The 17,568-nt window shown below is 70.7% G+C and carries 17 protein-coding genes; 11 read left to right on the forward strand and 6 right to left on the reverse strand.

Annotation, left to right across the window (positions count from 1 at the left end; translation table 11 throughout):
- Positions 1–1,935: an FtsX-like permease family protein gene (locus AB0F17_RS32415; RefSeq protein ID WP_358030719.1), complete on the reverse strand. Its 1,935-nt coding sequence runs from the start codon at positions 1,933–1,935 to the stop codon at positions 1–3.
- Entirely contained in the window at positions 1,932–2,609 is a 678-nt protein-coding gene (locus AB0F17_RS32420) for an ABC transporter ATP-binding protein (RefSeq protein WP_358030722.1), read from the reverse strand. The genes AB0F17_RS32415 and AB0F17_RS32420 overlap by 4 nt, the downstream gene beginning before the upstream one ends.
- A gap of 90 nt (positions 2,610–2,699) precedes the next feature.
- On the opposite strand from AB0F17_RS32420, the gene AB0F17_RS32425 reads away from it, so the two are divergent.
- Both AB0F17_RS32425 and AB0F17_RS32430 read left to right on the forward strand, forming a co-directional pair.
- Positions 2,700–3,350, forward strand: a complete 651-nt coding sequence (locus AB0F17_RS32425; RefSeq protein WP_358030724.1) for a response regulator transcription factor — start codon at positions 2,700–2,702, stop codon at positions 3,348–3,350.
- Between the two features lie 115 nt (positions 3,351–3,465).
- The gene (locus AB0F17_RS32430) at positions 3,466–4,122 is read left to right on the forward strand and encodes a DUF4328 domain-containing protein (RefSeq protein WP_358030727.1); all 657 of its coding nucleotides are present in this window, start codon (positions 3,466–3,468) and stop codon (positions 4,120–4,122) included.
- Positions 4,123–4,273: 151 nt separating this feature from the next.
- Here the strand turns inward: AB0F17_RS32430 and dnaE are convergent, their stop codons facing one another.
- The 3 genes from dnaE to AB0F17_RS32445 form a co-directional block, all read right to left on the reverse strand.
- A complete protein-coding gene (gene dnaE / locus AB0F17_RS32435) occupies positions 4,274–7,837 on the reverse strand; it encodes a DNA polymerase III subunit alpha (RefSeq protein WP_358031000.1) in 3,564 nt (1,187 codons plus the stop codon).
- Positions 7,837–8,103 (reverse strand): DUF6504 family protein, encoded by a 267-nt coding sequence (locus AB0F17_RS32440; protein WP_214637330.1) that lies wholly within the window; start codon positions 8,101–8,103, stop codon positions 7,837–7,839. The genes dnaE and AB0F17_RS32440 overlap by 1 nt, the downstream gene beginning before the upstream one ends.
- Before the next feature lie 79 nt (positions 8,104–8,182).
- On the reverse strand, positions 8,183–8,929 hold the full coding sequence (locus tag AB0F17_RS32445; RefSeq protein ID WP_358030730.1) for a GntR family transcriptional regulator: 747 nt from the start codon (positions 8,927–8,929) through the stop codon (positions 8,183–8,185).
- 223 nt (positions 8,930–9,152) lie between these two features.
- Between AB0F17_RS32445 and AB0F17_RS32450 the strand changes: the two genes are divergently transcribed.
- From AB0F17_RS32450 to AB0F17_RS32480, 7 genes are all read left to right on the forward strand, one after another.
- A complete protein-coding gene (locus AB0F17_RS32450; RefSeq protein ID WP_358030732.1) occupies positions 9,153–10,193 on the forward strand; it encodes an extracellular solute-binding protein in 1,041 nt (346 codons plus the stop codon).
- Positions 10,190–11,008, forward strand: coding sequence for an ABC transporter permease (locus AB0F17_RS32455; RefSeq protein WP_358030735.1), 819 nt, complete (start codon positions 10,190–10,192; stop codon positions 11,006–11,008). Before AB0F17_RS32450 ends, AB0F17_RS32455 begins: the two co-directional genes overlap by 4 nt.
- Positions 10,996–11,847 (forward strand): ABC transporter permease subunit, encoded by an 852-nt coding sequence (locus AB0F17_RS32460; RefSeq protein ID WP_358030737.1) that lies wholly within the window; start codon positions 10,996–10,998, stop codon positions 11,845–11,847. Before AB0F17_RS32455 ends, AB0F17_RS32460 begins: the two co-directional genes overlap by 13 nt.
- Entirely contained in the window at positions 11,844–12,920 is a 1,077-nt protein-coding gene (locus AB0F17_RS32465; protein ID WP_358030740.1) for an ABC transporter ATP-binding protein, read from the forward strand. Before AB0F17_RS32460 ends, AB0F17_RS32465 begins: the two co-directional genes overlap by 4 nt.
- Positions 12,921–12,963: 43 nt before the next feature.
- Positions 12,964–13,584: an HAD family phosphatase gene (locus AB0F17_RS32470; RefSeq protein WP_358030743.1), complete on the forward strand. Its 621-nt coding sequence runs from the start codon at positions 12,964–12,966 to the stop codon at positions 13,582–13,584.
- Between the two features lie 228 nt (positions 13,585–13,812).
- Entirely contained in the window at positions 13,813–14,172 is a 360-nt protein-coding gene (locus AB0F17_RS32475; protein ID WP_358030746.1) for a type II toxin-antitoxin system RelE/ParE family toxin, read from the forward strand.
- On the forward strand, positions 14,169–14,489 hold the full coding sequence (locus tag AB0F17_RS32480) for a helix-turn-helix transcriptional regulator (RefSeq protein ID WP_214637322.1): 321 nt from the start codon (positions 14,169–14,171) through the stop codon (positions 14,487–14,489). The genes AB0F17_RS32475 and AB0F17_RS32480 overlap by 4 nt, the downstream gene beginning before the upstream one ends.
- Here the strand turns inward: AB0F17_RS32480 and AB0F17_RS32485 are convergent.
- A complete protein-coding gene (locus AB0F17_RS32485; RefSeq protein ID WP_358030749.1) occupies positions 14,370–14,834 on the reverse strand; it encodes a helix-turn-helix transcriptional regulator in 465 nt (154 codons plus the stop codon). The genes AB0F17_RS32480 and AB0F17_RS32485 overlap by 120 nt on opposite strands.
- 179 nt (positions 14,835–15,013) lie before the next feature.
- Here AB0F17_RS32485 and AB0F17_RS32490 point away from each other — a divergent pair, with 179 nt between their 5' ends.
- Positions 15,014–16,684, forward strand: coding sequence for a serine/threonine-protein kinase (locus AB0F17_RS32490; protein WP_358030752.1), 1,671 nt, complete (start codon positions 15,014–15,016; stop codon positions 16,682–16,684).
- Positions 16,685–16,690: 6 nt separating this feature from the next.
- Positions 16,691–17,545: a virginiamycin B lyase gene (locus AB0F17_RS32495; protein ID WP_358030755.1), complete on the forward strand. Its 855-nt coding sequence runs from the start codon at positions 16,691–16,693 to the stop codon at positions 17,543–17,545.
- Positions 17,546–17,568: the final 23 nt, after the last annotated feature.

A 17,568-nucleotide genomic window follows, 5' to 3' on the forward strand; every position in this document is an offset into this window, starting at 1 on the left:
CTAGTCGGGGCGCGGGGCCGGGTCGGTGGTGACCGATTGGAGCAACGGCCTGCTCAGCGCCCCCGCCCCGATCACCCCGGCGAACCCGAGCCCGACGCAGAGCACCAGCGTGATCACCCCGGTCGCGTTCACCGCGCCGATCATGAACGGCGCCGCGCAGAACGCGCCGACCAGGATCGCGCCGCCACCCATCACGGTGAGCGGGATGAGCGTCTCGGCCCGGCGCGCCTTGTCGAGCACCTCCAGCGGCGTGCCCGCCAGGCGCAGCAGCCCGTACGTCTGGCGGCGGTCGAGGATCGACGAGGCGGCGGTGATCCCGGCACTGGCGATGGCCACCAGGAACGACACCGACAGCACGACCACCGTGCCCGCGCGGACATCGGCCAGGATCTGGACGCCGAAGTGCTCGTCGTCGGCCTCCGTGGTGGGCGTGTGCCCGGGAACGAGACCGGCCAGCGCCGTACGGGCCCGGTCGACGGTCGCGGCGTCGGCCGAGGTGCCGAGCGCGACGGCGACGAGCTTCTTCTCCGGCCGCACCGTGGCCGTGATCCCCGCCGCCTTCAGCCGGGTGCGCGCCTGCTCGGCCACGGTGGCCGGCTGACCCACCGGGACGGCCACCTGGAGCCGGCCCGCATCGGCGGAGCCGCTGAGAGTGCCCGGGCTGAGCAGGCAGAGGAACCCGGCGACGAACCCGGTCATGGCCACCCCGCTCACCGTGCGCCACGCCGAACGCGGATCGTCCACCAGCCGCCGGCCCGCCAGCAGCCGCGCGGGCCGCCGCGCCCGCCCGGCCGTGACGCGCCCGATGACGCCGACCACCCACGGACCGACCAGGTTGACGCAGAGGAACGCCAGGCCGATCACCACCGCGATGGGGCCTACGGCGTTGCCACGGCTCAGGAACGGAACGGCGGCGAGCACCGCGAGCAGGACGATCACCCTGATGAAGCGCAGGCCGGGCGGCGTCTCCCGCTTGGCCACGCCGAGCGGGCTGACGACCACCCGCCGCAGCCCCACCACCGCCGACAGCCCCACCAGCAGCGGGACACCGATCAGCAGCCCGCCCAGGACCAGCGGGCTCGGCCACAGGTCGGAGACGAACCACGCCCCGCCGCCGATCTGGATCCCGGCCAGCAGCGGCGCGGCCAGGGCGTAGGCGAGCGTGCCCGTGATCGCCCCCGCGAAGGCCACGATCACCGCCTCGGCCACGGTCATCCCGACCACCTGGCCGGGCGTCGCGCCGACCAGCCTGAGCGTGGCCAGGCGCTGGTCCCTCCTGGCCACGGTGAGCCGGGCCGCCGCGCCCCCGAACACGAGCAGCGGCACGACCATGAGCACACTGGCGATGAGCGCCAGCACCTGGTAGGCCTCGGCGTCGTCCATCGGCTCCCCCGCCAGGCTCGCCACCTTCACCGGGCTGTAGCCGACGATCCAGTCGTCGCTCCTCGGCCTGGTCAGCTCAGGCGCGTCCGGCTTGTGGCCGACGACCGCGACGAGCTCGCCCGGGTAGAGCAGCGCCTCCTCGCCGAGCACGCCCTTGGGGTTCGGGAAGCGGCCGGCGAGCTGGTCGGCGGGCAACTGCCCGGCCAGCTCCTTCAGCGCCGGAGAGAGCCAGACCTCGCCGGGCGCGGGGAAGCGGGCCATGCCGGGCGGCGCGGGCGCGTCCGCGCCGAGCGCCGCCAGGTCGATGACAGTGATCTCCTTATCGCGTACGTAGTCATGCCGGGCCGCTTCGATCGCCACGGCCTCGCCCTTGGTCTCGACCGGGTTGCGCCAGGCGCTCCGGTCGGCCCTGGCCTCGAAGGCGAAGTTGGCGGCCACCGCGAACAGCAGCAGCGCCGTGGACACGGCGACGGCGCCCAGGGTCAGCCAGGTGCCCAGCAGGCCCTTGCGGCCGCCGCCCTTGAGCAGCCGCCAGGTCAGGTCGAGGTTCACGCGCGTACCCCGCCGGCCAGCAGGTGGCCGTCGCGGACCTCGACCGTGCGGTCGCACCAGCCGGCCACGTTGGGGTCGTGGGTCACCACGATGAGGCAGGCGCCGTTGTGCTTGGTCGCCTCGACCAGCAGCCGCATCGTCTCCTGGCCGGTCGTCTGGTCGAGCGCGCCGGTCGGCTCGTCGGCGAAGACCACCGCGGGCTTGCTGACCAGCGCCCTGGCGATGGCGACGCGCTGCGCCTGGCCGCCGGACAGCTCGCCGGGCCGCCTGGTCTCCATGCCGTGCAGGCCGAGGGGGCCGAACCAGTCGCGGGCCTGCTGTACGGCCCGGTCCCTCGGCACGTCGCCGAGCATCAGCGGGAGGGCCACGTTCTCCTCGGCGGGCAGCTCGGGCAGGAGCTGGCCGAACTGGAAGACGAAGCCGAAGCGGGTGCGGCGCAGCGCGCTGCGGTCGCGCTCGCGCAGGTTGTCGATGCGCTGGCCGAGCAGGTGCACCTCGCCCGAGTCCGGCTTCATGATGCCGGCCAGGCAGTGCAGCAGGGTTGATTTGCCGGAGCCGCTCGGGCCCATGATCGCCACGGCCTCCCCGCCCCGGACCGCGAGGTCCACTCCGCCCAAGGCGACCGTCTGCCCGAACCGCTTGGCCAGGGCCCGTCCAACAAGCACATCGTTCATGGCGCCGAGCCTCTCGCCGGAGAGGGGACCGGCGGATCGGCCGGACGACCCGTCCCCCTCGGCCGAACGGCTGATCCTAGAGTTGTCGCCGTGACCATTCGCGTACTCATCGCCGACGATCAGCAACTTGTACGTACCGGATTTCAGATGATTTTAGATGCGCAACCGGACATGGAGGTCGTGGCGGCGGTCGCCGACGGCGCGGAGGCGGTGTCCGAGGCCAGGCGGCTCCGGCCGGACGTCTGCCTGCTCGACATCCGCATGCCCAAGCTGGACGGCATCGAGGTGACCCGCGCCCTGGCCGGCCCCGGCGTCGAGAACCCCATGCGCGTCGTCATCGTCACCACCTTCGACCTGGACGAGTACGTCTACGGAGCGCTGCGCGCGGGGGCCCTCGGCTTCCTGCTCAAGGACAGCGGGCCCACGCTGCTGATCGAGGCGGTCAAGGCAGCGGCGGGCGGCGACTCGCTGGTGTCGCCCTCGGTGACGGTGCGACTGCTGCAGCACCTGGCCCAGCCCAAGCGCCGCGTCGCCGCCCCGCCGAACGACCCGCTGACCGATCGCGAACTGGACGTCGTACGCCTGGTGGCGAGGGGCCGCACGAACCAGGAAGTGGCCGGCGAGCTGTTTGTATCACTTTCGACGGTAAAGACCCATTTGGGGAGCATTCAAGGCAAGCTCCGTGTCCGCAATCGGGTGGAAATCGCAGCTTGGGCGTGGGAATCCGGTGTGGTGAGCTGATTAACAAGTGGCCTGGCGGGATAGAAGTGAAGCAGAACCTCAGCGCATGGCCCGGGGGGAGAACAACGTGCGCTACGCCCAGGCACCGCCCGTTAGGGCAGCTTCTATCGTCTACGTGACACTTGCCGCACAGGTCCTCTCCCTGGGCGCTCTCGTGATCTTCGAACACAGCCGTGGCCGCCGCCTCGCCACCCAGCTCGCGGCGTTCGGCGGCCGTCCCCACGGCGCCGACGCCGATGCGGTGGTCGGGGCCGTGACAGTGTTCGCCGTGCTGATGATGCTGGTCGCGGGCACGACGATGGCCGCCGCCGCGGCCTACGTCAGCTGGCTCGTCCGCGCCAGGCAGGTCAACGACCGCTCGGCCCCCGCGGGCCCGGTGGCCGCCGCCTGGCTGATCCCCGGCGTCAACCTGATCGCGCCCCTCCTCCTGGTGGACGAGGTCTGGCGCGGCACCGCCCCACCGCACGACCGGCGCCGCTGGCTCACCCTGCTGACCGCCTGGTGGCTGACCTGGCTCGCCACCCTCGCCCTGGTGACCACCCGCCTCCCCCTGGGCTCCTCGGACGGCCTGACCGGCATCGGCCTCCCGGAGCTCGCCTGCGCGACGGTGTCCGCCCTCCTGTGCGCTGCCACGGTCCGCGACATCACCCGCATCCAGTGCTCCACTTCCCGCGCTCGCCTCAGGGGCCGCGCCCGCCTCCGCACGGCGGGCACGGTGACCCAACTCCCCACCCCACCCACGGAGCCCGCCCCGCTCGAACAGGCGGGCTGAGAGCCGGAGTCTCAGCCATGACCCCGGAGACGGCTGAGAACGCGCCGTAACGGCGGCCGGCCACGTGCCGGTCAGCGGGCGTCTTCCTGGAGGCCCCTGGCCACGGTCGGCGGGTGGCGGTGGGGGCGGCTGTGCCGTAACAAAGAGAAAATCATGCCGCGCTCGGACCCGAGCTCCCCTGGCTGGCATGCCAGAGGCGGCGAGTGGGGGGCGCGACCACCGGCCCCAGGTCCGCGTACGGAGACAGGCTGTAGCCATTGGCGTATTCGATGCGCCGCCCGCCGACCCCCGCCGACTCCTCGGGAGCCTGGGCGAGCAGCGCTCTGACCGCCTCGATCCCGCTCGATCGCCACAAAGCGTCGAGATCGACCAGGTTCCAGCAGTCCACCGCGCGCATCGAGACCGCCCGGCGCCCCGTGCGCCGGACCACCCCCCTCGCCACCATGAGCCACGACCCGAACACCGTCGCCGCGCACCGCCCCTGCACCGACTCGAAGAACGTCAGGTCGATCGGCCCCGTCGAGTCGTCCAGCGTGGTGAAGATGACGCGCTGCCCCGACCGTACAGCCGGCGTCTGGGTGGCCACCTTGACCCCCGCGACCAGCACCTCGGCCCCATTGCGCTGGGACAGCAGCTCCGCCGAGCGCACCACCCCGATCGCGTCGAGCAGCTCGTCGTGGAAGCTGATGACGTGGCGGCTGATGTCGATGCCCAGGATCTCCAGCTCGGCCTCCACCATCTCGGTCTCGGTCATCTCGGGCAACTCGCCGGGCGCGATGTGCTCGGCGAAACCCAGCGGGAGCTGTACGGCCGCTTCCTCGGGCCGAGCCACCGGCACGGCGTCCGGACGCGCCGGGGTGTAGCGCCTGGACTTCGTGGTGGCCGGTTTGACGCCCGAGGTGGAGGTCCGGTCGAGGACGCCGACCTGGGCGATCAGGTCGCGGCGGGTCAGCCGCCCCGGACGCCAGCGGGCCCCGCCCGGATGCAGGTCGTGCAGGTCGTCGAGGCCGCCCACCTGGACGATCCGCTCGATGACGGGCCGCGACGGGCGGGCCCGGTCCCAGAAGTCCGCGAGCGAGGTGTACGGCCGGCCCGCCACCATGCGCCCCACCTCCGCCTCGCTCACCCCCTTGATCGCGGAGAACGGCACACGCAGCGCGTACCCCTTTCCAATCTCCCCGGCCCGGAAGTCGTTGGGCTCGATCCTGAGCCGCACCCGCGGGCCGAGCCGTTCCACACGCCAGTCCTTGTCCGATCTGTTCACATCGAGTGGCAGGATCTCCACCCCGCACTGCCGCGCCTCGTCGATGATCACGCGTTGCGGGTACATGCCGGGCTCGTGCGTGAGCACCCCGGCGAAGAACGCCGCCGCGTGGTGCCGCTTGAGCCAGGCCGACTGGTACGTGGGCAGCGCGAACGCCGCCGCGTGCGCCTTGCAGAACCCGAACGCGCCGAACGCGTCGAGCACCTTCCACGCCTTGTCCACGGCCGCGTCGCCGAACCCGTTCGACCTGGCCAGCGGCACGAAGTGCTTCCGCACCCGCTCGCGCCCCTCCGGCGAGGCCAGCGTGCGGCGCAGCGTCTCGGCGTGCGACAGGTCGCGGCCCGTCATCACCTCGATGATCTTGAGTACCTGCTCGTGGAAGACCACGACGCCGTGCGTCTCCTTCAGCGCGCCGCGCAGCCGCTCGTGCGGATAGTACGGTTCGCGCCACCCGTGCCTGGCCTCCAGGTAGGGGGTGACCATGTCGGAGTTCACCGGTCCCGGCCGGAACAGCGAGATGTCCACGATCAGGTCGTGCATCTTGCGCGGCTCCAGCTTGGCGACCAGCTCGCGCTGGCCGGGCGACTCGATCTGGAAGCAGCCGAGCGTACGGCTGGCGCAGATCATGTCGTAGGTGGCCTGGTCGTCGTGGGGCACGTACTCGACGCCGGGCTCCGATCCGTGCTGCTGGTCGAGCTCGACCACGACGTCGTCCACCCGTTCGATCTCGCTCAGCGTGTAGGCCATCGCCGACTGCATCCGCACGCCCAGCACGTCGAGCTTGAGCAGCCCGGACTCCTCCACGTCGTCCTTGTCGAACTGCGACATCGGGAACCCCAGCAGGCTCCGCTCCACCGGCGTCCTGTCGCGCAGCTCCGCGTTGCCGATGAGGACCCCGCACGGGTGCAGCGCGATGTGCCTGGGCAGCCCGTCGAGCTTCTCCGCCAGCCGGAACACCCGCTCCAGCCCGGCCTCGCCGAGCCGGCTGTCGCGCAGCTCGGGCAGGTCGTTCAGCGACGCGGTGATCTGCCTGGCCCTGATGTGCGGGAACGCCTTGGCGATCGCGTCGATCTCGTGCGGCGGCAGCCCCATGGCTCCCGCCACGTCCCGGATCGCGCTGCGTGCCCGGTAGGTCTCCATCATCGAGACGCAGGCCACCCGCGACTCGCCGTACCTGTCGAAGATGGCCTTGTAGCAGTCGAGCCGGCGCGCGGACTCCACGTCCACGTCGATGTCGGGCAGCCCGACGCGTCCGTCCGACAGGAAGCGTTCCATGAGCAGGCCGTGTTCGAGGGGGTTCACCTCGCCGATGCCGATGAGGTAGTTGACCAGGCTGCCCGCCCCCGAGCCGCGGATCGCGCAGCGGATGCCCATGCCGCGGATCATGTCGGTGATGCCAGCCACGGCTATGAAATATCCGGACAGGCGTTTCCGCTCGATGATGTCCATCTCGGCCCGCAGGCGCTCCCTGGCGCCGCCCGCGTCGCTGGAGCGATCCAGCCCGCGCGAGATCAGCCCGTCCTCGACGCGGTGGCGCAGCAGCGGCACCGGGTCGCGGCCGACCTCGGGCAGGTGCAGGTTCGGCGGGTCGTGCTTCAGCGCGAGCAGCGCGACCGGGTCGATCGCGCACGCCTCGGCCAGCGTGCGGGTGGCGTGCAGGAGGCGGCCGACGCGGTTGGGGTCGGCCCCGCAGATCTTGGCCGCCACCTGCCACATCTCCTTGGTGCCCTTGAGGTAGGCATGCGAGGTGGTGCGCTCCAGGTGACGCGGGTGCAGCGGGACGAGCTGCCGCGCCGCGTCGAGCACGTCGCCGACCTGGTGGTCGGCGGGATCCAGGTATCTGACGGCATTGGTGAGCACGGCCGGCACGCCCCGGGACTCGGCCAGGGCGAGCATCCGGACGGCGGTGGTGGCGTCGCGGAAGCCGTACTGGTCGACCAGCTCGATCACCACGCCGGGCACGGCGGCCAGCCACAGGTCGAGCAGCACCCGGGCGTGCTCGTCACGCCGCTCGGCCACGGCGCGGCCCACGTCGGAATGAGGCCCGAGCAGCACCGACAGCCCGCCCGTGTCCAGGGAGGCGATCAGGTCGCGCGTTACCTGGGGCGCCCCGCGCTCGCTCGCGTAATGGGCGGCCGTGACCAGGCGCACCAACGAGGACCAGCCGCCCGCCCTGGCCAGCACCGTGACCCGGTCCTGGGCCCCGGGCCCGGTCATCGGGCGCGTCCCGGGACTCGCGAGTGCGAAGTTGACCCCGAACACCGCGGCGATCCGGGCCTCCGCGCACGCCTGCGCGTGCTTGATCGCGCCGTAGAGCCCGTCGCGGTCGGTCAGCGCGAGGATGTCCATCCCGTCCTCGACCGCCCGGTGCACCAGCGCCTTCGGGAAGGCGGTGCCGTAGCGCATGGAGTACGCGGAGCTCACGTTCAGGTGGGGGAACGGCGGGGTCATCAGTCCCACGCCCGCAGGAGCAGCCACCCGCCACTGGCGGTGTCGAACCGCAGCTCGTAGGAACCGACCTCGCGCCCGGGGCTGGCCTCCACCCGCCAGAACTGCCGCTCACCTGGATCGTTCTCGTCGGTCTTCCACCACTCGCGGGCCACCACCCAGTGGTCGAGGACCCGGCGGACGAGATAGAGGCGATCGCGCCAGACGAACTGGGTCGGCTGCCCGTCCCTGGTCCACACCTCTATCGGATCGCCATAGAGTCTGCTCAAGTCGCTTCTCCCCGCGGCTCTCGTGCCTATGCTGAGCCACCCGGGGGAAGGCGGGCGCTTATGACTCGAACATATGTTCTCAGGCCCCGAAACGCAAGTCGCCCGCCTGCCGCACCAGAGGGTTGGCGTCGATCGAGTTGCGGATGCTGAAGACCACGCTGCCCGCCCGGTAGCGGTCGTCGGACCACTCCACCGATCTGCCCTCGTGCGTGGTGGTGATGCGGCGCTGGCGCAGCAGCGGGCTGCCGCGCCGTACCCCCAGGAGACGGGCGTCCGAGGCGCCCGCGGAGACGGCGTCGATGAGGTGCTCGCCGTAGGCGAAGACCAGCCCGATCGAGTCGTACAGCGCCTCGGTGACCGACTCGCAGCCGGGCGGGAGCTCTTCGACGGCGGCGGCCACCCAGTCCGCGTACACCGTGCGCTCCAGCAGGACGGGCTCGCCCTCCAGTGTGCGCAGCCGGAGCACGTCGAGCACCTCGTCGCTGCCGAGCCGGGCGGCCTCGACGGGGCTCGCCGTCCGGCGACCCTGAGTGATCACCTGGCCGCCGTAGCGGTAGCCGTTGGCGCGCGCCCATTGGGCGAAGCTGTGCAGTTCGGCGAAGCTCTGGCTGCGCGCCTTGCCCAGTACGATGCGCCGGGCCCCCTGCCGGGAGCCGACCAACCCCTCGGCGACCAGCACCGCCACCGCCTGCCGCACCGTGCCGCGGGCGGCGAGATAGCGCGCGGCCAGCTCCGCCTCCGTGGGGAGCTGCGAGCCGACCGGATGTACGCCGGCGAGGATGTCATCACGCAGCGCATCGGCGATCCGTTCATAACGCGCAACCATCCGCGACCCTTCGCATTCATGAAAGAGCAATGTTGATGCGTCCTACTTGTGCTGGCTTGTTTGTACAAGTTCCCTTAAATTCTTTCCACACCCCCCAGAAAGTGGAGGCGACGTGTTCACACCTCGCGCCCGTGTGGCAGGCGTCATCGCAGCACTTACCGTAGCCACGGCAGCGTGCGGCGCTGCCCCAGGCACTCAGCAGACCAAGGCGTCAGAGGGCGGGGTGAACGCGAAGACCGCCACCTCCGCCGCGGATGTCGGTGGCCTGGACAAACTCGTCGAGGCGGCGAAGAAGGAGGGCAACCTCCACGTCATCGCGCTGCCGCCCGACTGGGCCAACTACGGCGAGATCATCAAGGGATTCACCGCCAAGTACGGGATCAAGGTCGAGAGCGAGGACCCCGACGCGGCCAGCGCCGACGAGATCACCGCGCTGAAGACCCGCAAGGGCCAGGACCGCGCGCCCGACGTGGTCGACCTCGGCCAGTCGTTCGCGATCAGCGGCGCCAAGGAGGGCCTGTTCGCGCCCTACAAGGTGCAGGCGTTCGACAAGGTTCCCGAGGGCCAGAAGGAGCCGACCGGGCTCTGGACGAACGACTACGGCGGCTACGTGTCGATCGGCTGCGACGCCAAGAAGATCAGCGCCTGCCCGACGAGCTTCGCCGACCTGCTCAAGCCCGAGTACAAGGGCAAGGTCGCGATGAACGGCAACCCGACCAAGTCCGGCTCGGCCTTCGCCGGCGTCTACGCCGCGTCGATCGCCAGCGGCGGCTCGTTCGACGACATCCAGCCGGGCATCGAGTTCTTCAAGAAGCTGAAGGCCGCGGGCAACTACAACCCGGTCGAGACCACGCCGGCGACGATCGAGAAGGGCGAGACCCAGATCAGCATCGACTGGGACTACAACAACGCCGCCTACGCGCCCGAGATGTCGGCCAAGGGCCTGGACTGGAAGGTGAACGTGCCCACCGACGGCAAGTACTTCCAGATGTACGCCCAGGCCGTCAACAAGGACGCTCCCCACCCGGCCGCCGCCCGCCTCTGGCAGGAGTACCTCTACAGCGCCGAGGGCCAGAACCTCTACCTCAAGGGCTTCGCCAGGCCGGTGCTGCTGCCGGTCATGACCGCCGACGGCTCGGTCGACAAGGCCGCCGCCGACGCGCTGCCCAAGGTCGAGGGCACGCCCACGTTCCCCACCCCTGAGCAGGTGGACGCGGCCAAGGCCAAGCTGGCCAGCGGCTGGGACGCCGCTATCTCGGGATGACCCGCACCAAGGGGTGGCTCGGCGCGCTGCCCCTGCTGGTCTTCTTCGCGCTGGTATTCGGCATCCCCGCCATCGCGCTGGTGGCGGGGGCGTTCACCGCGAACGGTGAGCCGAGCCTGGCCAACCTCGGGCAGAGCCTCCAGGGCGGCTATCTCAACGCGATGGCCGGCAGCGTCAAGCTCTCGGCCGTGGTGGCGCTGCTGGGGGCCGTGCTCGGCACGTTCCTCGCCCAGGCCGTGGTGACCTCCCGGTTCGCCCTGCTGCGCGAGGCGGTGCTGACGGCCTCCGGCGTGCTGGCCAACTTCGGCGGCGTGCCGCTGGCCTTCTTCTGGATCGCCACGCTCGGCAACTCCGGCGTGATCAGCGGCCTGCTCGGGCTGCCGTCCGGCGCGCTGTACACGTTCTGGGGGCTGGTGATCGTCTACCTGTACTTCTCGGTCCCGCTGATGGTGCTGGTCATGGCGCCCGCGCTGGACGGGCTGCGGCCGCAGTGGCGGGAGGCCGCCGCCAACAACGGCGCGACGGCCTGGCAGTTCTGGCGCTTCGTCGGGGTGCCGGTGCTCACGCCATCCATGCTCGGCGGGGTGGTGCTGCTGTTCGGCAGCGCGTTCGCGGCCTTCGCGACGGCCAACGCCATGGTCGGGACCGTGGTGCCGCTGGTGACCCTGAAGATCGCCAGCGCGCTCACGGGTGACGTGCTGATCGGCTACGAGAACATCGCGCTCGCGCTCAGCCTCGACATGATCGTGGTGGCCGGGCTAGTCATGGTGATCTACCTGCCGCTGCAGAAGAGGAGCACCCGATGGCTGCGCTGACCGGTCTGGAGCCGGTGACCGCTCCCGCGCCGGCGCCCACCCGGCCCCGAGTGTGGCGCGGGGTGGTGTTCCTGCTGGCCGCCGCGTACTTCCTGATCCCGCTCGGGGCCTCGCTCTGGTACACGATCTACACGCCCACGGCCGGGGTGTCCTTCGCGGCCTACGGCGAGCTCCTGACGGCCGAGGGGTTCGGGTCGTCGTTGCTGCTGTCCATGTCGCTGGCCGTCGCGACGATCGTGCTGGTCCTGCTGCTCACGCTGCCGGCGATGCTGGCCGTACGGCTCAGCGCGCCGCGGCTGCGGCCGGTGATGGAGGTGCTCTGCACGCTGCCGCTGGTGGTGCCGCCGATCACGTTCGTGGCCGGGCTCACCACCTCGCTGCGCACCGGAACCGACGTGCTGGCCCCGACGCCGTTCTGGGCCACGCTGATCGCGGTGCAGAACCCGGCGTTCCCCCTCGTGCTCGTGCTCGCGTACGTGGTGCTGGTGCTGCCGTTCGTCTACCGCTCGCTCGACGCCGGGCTGCGCACCATGGACGTGCGCACGCTCGTCGAGGCGGCCCGCAACCTGGGCGCGTCGTGGCCGCACGTGCTGTTCCGGGTGATCATCCCCAATCTGCGCTCGGCTCTGGCCAGCGCGTCGTTCCTGACGCTCGCGCTGGTGCTGGGCGAGTTCACCGTGGCCAGGCTGCTGGGCTACCAGCCGTTCGCGGTGTGGATCGTGACGATCTCCGGGTCCAAGGGGCAGCTGTCGGTCGCGGTGTCGATCCTCAGCCTGCTGCTCATCTGGCTGCTGCTGCTCGCGGTGTCCACAGCCTTCTCGGGAAGGAAGAGGAAATGACGGCTCAGGTGGAGTTCCGGGGGCTGAGGCGGGTGTTCGGCAAGACGGTGGCGCTGGACGGCTTCGACCTGACGATCGCGCCGGGCGAGTTCGTGGCGCTGCTGGGGCCCTCCGGCTGCGGCAAGACGACGGCGCTGCGGTGCGTGGCCGGGTTCGAACGGCCGGACTCCGGCGCCGTGCTCATCGACGGCTCGGACATCACCAACATGCCCGCCAACAAGCGCGACGCGGGCATGGTCTTCCAGTCCTACTCCCTCTTCCCGAACCTGAACGCCCGCGACAACGTCGCCTTCGGCCTGCGCGTACGCAAGGTCCCCGTGGCCACCAGACGCGCCAAGGCGGACGAACTCCTCGAACTCGTCGGCCTCCCCGCCCACGCCGACCGCTTCCCGCACCAGCTCTCCGGCGGCCAGCAGCAGCGCGTCGCCCTGGCCCGCGCGCTCGCGCTGGAGCCCCGGGTACTGCTGCTCGACGAGCCGCTGTCGGCGCTCGACGCCAAGGTACGGGTGTCGCTGCGCGAGGAGATCCGCCGCCTCCAGCTCGACCTCGGCATCACCACCATCTTCGTCACCCACGACCAGGAGGAGGCGCTGTCGATCGCCGACCGGGTCGCCGTCCTGCGCAACGGCCGTCTGGAACAGTGCGGCCCACCCGCCGAGGTCTACGACCGTCCGGCCACCCCGTTCGTGGCCGAGTTCGTCGGCACCATGAACCACCTGGCCGGGCACGTCTCGGGCGACCAGGTGACGGTGCTGGGCCAGTTGCTGCCCGTCGACGGCGAGGCCCCCGGCACCCTTGAGGTGGACGTGCTGATCCGCCCCGAGGCCGTGCAGGTGACCCCGGCGCCGGAGGGCAAGGCGGAAGTGATCGCCGCCTCCTTCCGCGGCGCCTCCGTCCGGCTCCGGGTCGCCCTGTCGGGGGGTGAGGTCATGGCCGACGTACCCGGTCACGAGGCGGTACGGCTGGCACCCGGCACCCGGGTGACGGTCCGCCTGGTGGAGCGGCCCGTACTGGTGGCCGAAAGGACGGTCACGGCCCCCTCCCCCGTTACGGAACCGGCCGATGCCATCTGAGCCGCCCTCATCGGGGGCGGCAGCGCCGATTTGGGAGGTGCCGATGTGGGAGGTGCCGCAAGCCGTCCTGTTCGACATGGACGGCACGCTGGTGGACACCGAGGGGTTCTGGTGGCAGGCCGCGACCTCGGTGGCGCGGACCCTCGGCGTCGAGCTGGGCCCCGCCGACACCCCGGACGTGCTCGGCCGCGCGGCCGAGGACGTGGCGGCCCACCTGCTGTCCACCGCCGAGCCCCACGCCGCCACCCTCCCCGGCACCGCCCGGCAGCTCATCGACGCCTTCGCCGCGCGCATCACCGAGCAGCCCGGAGGCGTACCGCTGATCCCCGGCGCCCTGGACCTCCTCGGCGAACTTCACGCCGAGGGCATCCCGACCGCCCTGGTCAGCGCCTCACCCCGAAGCATCGTCCACCTGGTCCTGCCCCTCCTCGACCACCACTTCGCCCTGATCGTGACGGCCGACGACACCACCCGCGGCAAGCCGTACCCGGACCCGTACCTGAAGGCCACGACCCAGCTCGGCGTGGACCCGAGGCGCTGCGTCGCGATCGAAGACAGCCCCACCGGAATCGCCGCCGCCACCGCCGCCGGCTGCCGCGTCATGGCGATCGACACCGGACGGGGCCTGCCCAGCTTGCACTCACTGCGCGCTTTCAAGCCTTGATATGGGAAATACCTTCGTAACACGCCGAGGTTGAGCGCTTCGCAGGAATTCGCGACTTCTCCCGCTCCCTCCCCGTCGAGATCCGCGCCTTCAAGGTGATCGGGCTCGGCCGCGATCCGGGCCCGCTGGTCGCCTCCCGGACCGGGAAGGAGCGGGCAGTGTGGTGCGGAAGAGCGTGTTCGTTTGCCCCTCTCGGAGTACAATAAGATTGTTGTGTCTGGAGGGCGGATGGCATATCGACTGGTGTTGACCACTCAGGTACGCGACTGGCTCCACGAGTTGCGTACTGGAGATCCGGTGACGCGGAGGCTGGTAGCCGAGACCATCGACCGGCTCTTGGATGAGGGCCCGGCTCTGGGACGCCCCTTGGTGGATCGGGTCAGCGGCTCCGACCTGCACAACCTCAAAGAGTTGCGGCCCGGATCCAGCGGAACCAGCGAAGTACGGATCCTGTTCATCTTCGATCCCCTCCGCAACGCGGTCCTGCTGATCGCGGGCGACAAGTCCGGGCAATGGAACCAGTGGTACCGACAATCCATCCCGCTGGCCGAGCAGTGGTATGAGGCGTATCTGAAGGAGTTGCCATGAGCACCGAGTTTCACTCCTATACCCGTGAGGAGTTCATCGCCGAGTTCGTCCACCCCGACGACCGCCAGGCGGTGGAGGAGGCACGGGAGCGCCGGGTGGCCCAGGTGCGCGGGGGGTTCCTGGCCGACATGCGTAACAAGGTAGGGCTGACCCAAGCCGAGGTGGCCCAGGCGATGGGGGTCTCCCAGCAACGCGTCTCAGCGATCGAGAACGGAGCCATCGCCGAACTGACCACCCTCAGCCTGTACATCCATGCCCTCGGCGGAGAACTGAAGGTCATCGCCGACTTCGGGGACACCTGGCAACGCGTCGCCTGACCAGATCTGTGAAGGTCTCGGACCGGTCATGCCGCCACACGCATCGCGGTCATCCCCGAACACCTCTGAGACCTGGATCTGCCCGCCGAGCGCTTGGACGTAGCGGGCAATGGTCTCGATGGTGGACACCTCGCCCAGCTCGATCTGGGAGACGCGGCTCTTGGTCACGCCCATGTGTTCGGCCACGTCGGACTGGGTCAGGCCCTCTGCCTTGCGGCGCTCGGCCAACCGGTAGCCGTCGATGTAGGCCTGATTGTGGCGTCGTGCTTCAGCCACGGCTTCCGCGCCGCCGGAGTTGGCGACGATGTCGGCGCGGAAGTCGTTCCACTTGGGAAAATTCGTCATCGGTCCTTCTCCTCCGACTCGCGTTCTACCAGGTACTTCGCGCAAACGCGAACAAGATCCGGATCTCTCGACCAGGCGCTGGTAGCGATGTTCAGCTGAAGGCTGCGGGCCCGCAGCCAATCGGGTACAAGCGCCGAGGTCATCCGCCAGTCAGGCAGATGTCGGTAAGCTAGCCCGCCGTGAGCGGTGAATCCTCCCAGATCGGGCGCTACAGGTTGCTGAGCGTGCTGGGCCGAGGCGGGATGGGTACGGTCCATCTTGCCGAGGATCCCTCTGGGCAGCGGGTCGCCATCAAGGTGATCAACGCCGAGCTCAGCCAGCACGAGCAGTTTCGCATGCGGTTCCGCCGGGAGGCCGACGCCGCTCAGCGGGTGCGCCGGTTCTGTACGGCGGCGGTGCTCGAAGCGGCGCTCGAGGGCGATCAGCTCTATGTCGTCACCGAGTACGTGCCGGGGCCCAACCTGGAGGAGGCCGTCCGGCAGTCGGGGCCGCTCAAGGGGTCGAGTCTCGATGCGCTGGCGGTCAGCGTGGCCACCGCGCTCACCGCGATCCACGGGGCGGGGGTCGTGCACCGTGATCTCAAGCCGTCGAACGTGCTGCTGTCCCCCGTCGGGCCGAGGGTGATCGACTTCGGCATCGCGCGGGCGCTCGACACGCTGGGCGGGGTCACCGGGACGGGTGAGCTCATCGGCACGCCCCGGTACATGGCGCCCGAGGTGCTGCGTGGCGATCCGGTCTCACCCGCGTGCGACGTGTTCTCGTGGGGCTCACTGATCGTGTACGCGGCGAGCGGGAAGGCGGCGTTCGGCGGCGACACGCTGCCCGCGACCGTCTACCAGGTGCTCAACAGCGAGCCCGCGCTTGACGCGGTGGAGCCGGGGTTGCGGGAGCTGGTCAGGGCGGCGCTGCGTAAGGATCCGGCCGCGCGGCCGACCGCGCAGCAGTTGCTCGATCATCTCGTGGGCGGCCGCTCGGTCGCGCCGGAGCAGGCCGCCCAGGCGATACACCCGGCACAGACCGCTCCGGTGGTACACCCCGAGCAGGCCGCTCAGACCGCGCAGGTGGCCTGGCAGCACGCGACCGCGGCGTTCCCCGAGTCGCAGCCCGCCAAAAGGGGCCGGATCGTCGCGGGCATCGCCGTGGCGGCGGCGGTGCTGGTCACCGGGAGCATCACGGCCTGGGCGACGCTCCGGGACAGCGGGCCGCCCCAGCTCCCGGTTCTGTACCAGGAGGACTTCACCCAGACCAGTGGCGGCTGGAGCGGCACCTACGATCCGGCGGACGCGGTCAGCTACGGCTACCGGACCGACGGCACGTACGGGCTCGACGTGGAGGCGGACTACGTGGAGCGCCTGGAGAAGGCCCCGGCGCCGTTCCTCATCGCCACGCCGACGGCCACGCCCAGCCCCTCGTCGACGCCCACGCCGATGCTGCCCCAGACGGTGGTGGTCGGCGTGACCGCCCAGGTGAAGCGGGCCGTGGGCACCGGCGAGTACGGCGTCTACTGCCACAACACCGACAACGGCACCTATTACGAGTTCGCGCTGGACACCTCCGGCATGGCACGCATCCGGCGGATCTTCGACGGCTCGGGCGGCACGCTGGCCCAGCCGGTCCAGGTGGACGGGCTGGGGAGCAAGGCCGTCAGGATCGAGGCCTCCTGCGAGCAGAACGGCACCACCGTACGGCTGACCATGTGGGTGAACGGTGCGCAGGTCCACCAGGTCGACGACCCGAACGGCATCGGCAACGGCTACGCCGGCCTGTTCGCGCGCACGTCCAAGGCCGAGCGGTCGGTGCTCAAGACCACCTTCGACGACTTCGAGCTACGTGGGAGAAAGGAACCCTGACCACACATGCTGATCGAGATCTCTGACGGAGCTCCGTACGGCATCACCACCGGCCCCGACGGCGCGCTCTGGTTCACGCTCGTGCACCAGGGCCGGGTCGGCAGGCTGGTGCCCGGAGCGGAGCCCGTGATCCACCAGCTCGACCCGGCGGACGGCGGGCCGGCGGTGATCGTGCCCGGGGCTGACGGGGCCATGTGGTTCACCGAGTTCCAGGGTGGCCGGGTGGGGCGGATCACCGAGGCGGGTCAGGTGACCGCGTTCGAGGCGGAGAGCCCGTACGGGATCACCGCCGGGCCGGACGGGGCCATGTGGTTCACCCGGATGCGGGCCGACAAGATCGGGCGCATCGCGGCGGACGGGGCGCGGACGGAGTTCGAGATCCCGGTGATGGGCGGCATGCCCTCGGGCATCACGGCAGGGCCGGACGACGCCCTCTGGTTCACCCTCAACCAGGGCAACGCCGTCGGCCGCATCGCGCTGTCGGGCGCGGTGACGATCCATGAGCTGCCGACGGAGGGGGCCGCGCCCGTGGGCATCACCTCGGGCCCGGATGGGGCGCTGTGGTTCGTGGAGATCGGCGCGGGCCAGATCGGCCGTGTGGCCCCTTCCGGAAAAATCATTGAATATCCGCTGCCGGATCGGGCCTCCCGGCCGCACGCCATCATCACCGGGGCCGACGGCGCCCTCTGGTTCACCGAGTGGGGCGCCAACCGCGTGGGCCGCATCACGACCGAGGGCGTCATCGACGAGTACGAGCTGCCGTCGCGCGGCGTCCCGGCCGAGCCGCACGGCCTCACGGTGGGCCCCGACGGCGCGATCTGGGTCGCCCTGGAGGCGGGCGCGCTCGCCAGGATCGACTGAGGATTGGCGGAAGGTGGAATCGA

Source organism: Nonomuraea sp. NPDC026600 (genome assembly GCF_040638335.1).
Taxonomy (GTDB): domain Bacteria; phylum Actinomycetota; class Actinomycetes; order Streptosporangiales; family Streptosporangiaceae; genus Nonomuraea.

Bases quoted from the DNA above. Each gene is read 5' to 3' on its own strand.
- AB0F17_RS32495 (WP_358030755.1), top strand. From the start codon at position 16,691: ATGCTGATCGAGATCTCTGACGGAGCTCCGTACGGCATCACCACCGGC.
- AB0F17_RS32460 (WP_358030737.1), top strand. From the start codon at position 10,996: ATGGCTGCGCTGACCGGTCTGGAGCCGGTGACCGCTCCCGCGCCGGCG.
- AB0F17_RS32445 (WP_358030730.1), bottom strand. From the start codon at position 8,929: ATGGTTGCGCGTTATGAACGGATCGCCGATGCGCTGCGTGATGACATC.
- AB0F17_RS32485 (WP_358030749.1), bottom strand. From the start codon at position 14,834: ATGACGAATTTTCCCAAGTGGAACGACTTCCGCGCCGACATCGTCGCC.
- AB0F17_RS32480 (WP_214637322.1), top strand. From the start codon at position 14,169: ATGAGCACCGAGTTTCACTCCTATACCCGTGAGGAGTTCATCGCCGAG.
- AB0F17_RS32470 (WP_358030743.1), top strand. From the start codon at position 12,964: ATGTGGGAGGTGCCGCAAGCCGTCCTGTTCGACATGGACGGCACGCTG.
- AB0F17_RS32465 (WP_358030740.1), top strand. From the start codon at position 11,844: ATGACGGCTCAGGTGGAGTTCCGGGGGCTGAGGCGGGTGTTCGGCAAG.
- AB0F17_RS32475 (WP_358030746.1), top strand. From the start codon at position 13,813: ATGGCATATCGACTGGTGTTGACCACTCAGGTACGCGACTGGCTCCAC.
- dnaE (WP_358031000.1), bottom strand. From the start codon at position 7,837: ATGACCCCGCCGTTCCCCCACCTGAACGTGAGCTCCGCGTACTCCATG.
- AB0F17_RS32420 (WP_358030722.1), bottom strand. From the start codon at position 2,609: ATGAACGATGTGCTTGTTGGACGGGCCCTGGCCAAGCGGTTCGGGCAG.
- AB0F17_RS32455 (WP_358030735.1), top strand. From the start codon at position 10,190: ATGACCCGCACCAAGGGGTGGCTCGGCGCGCTGCCCCTGCTGGTCTTC.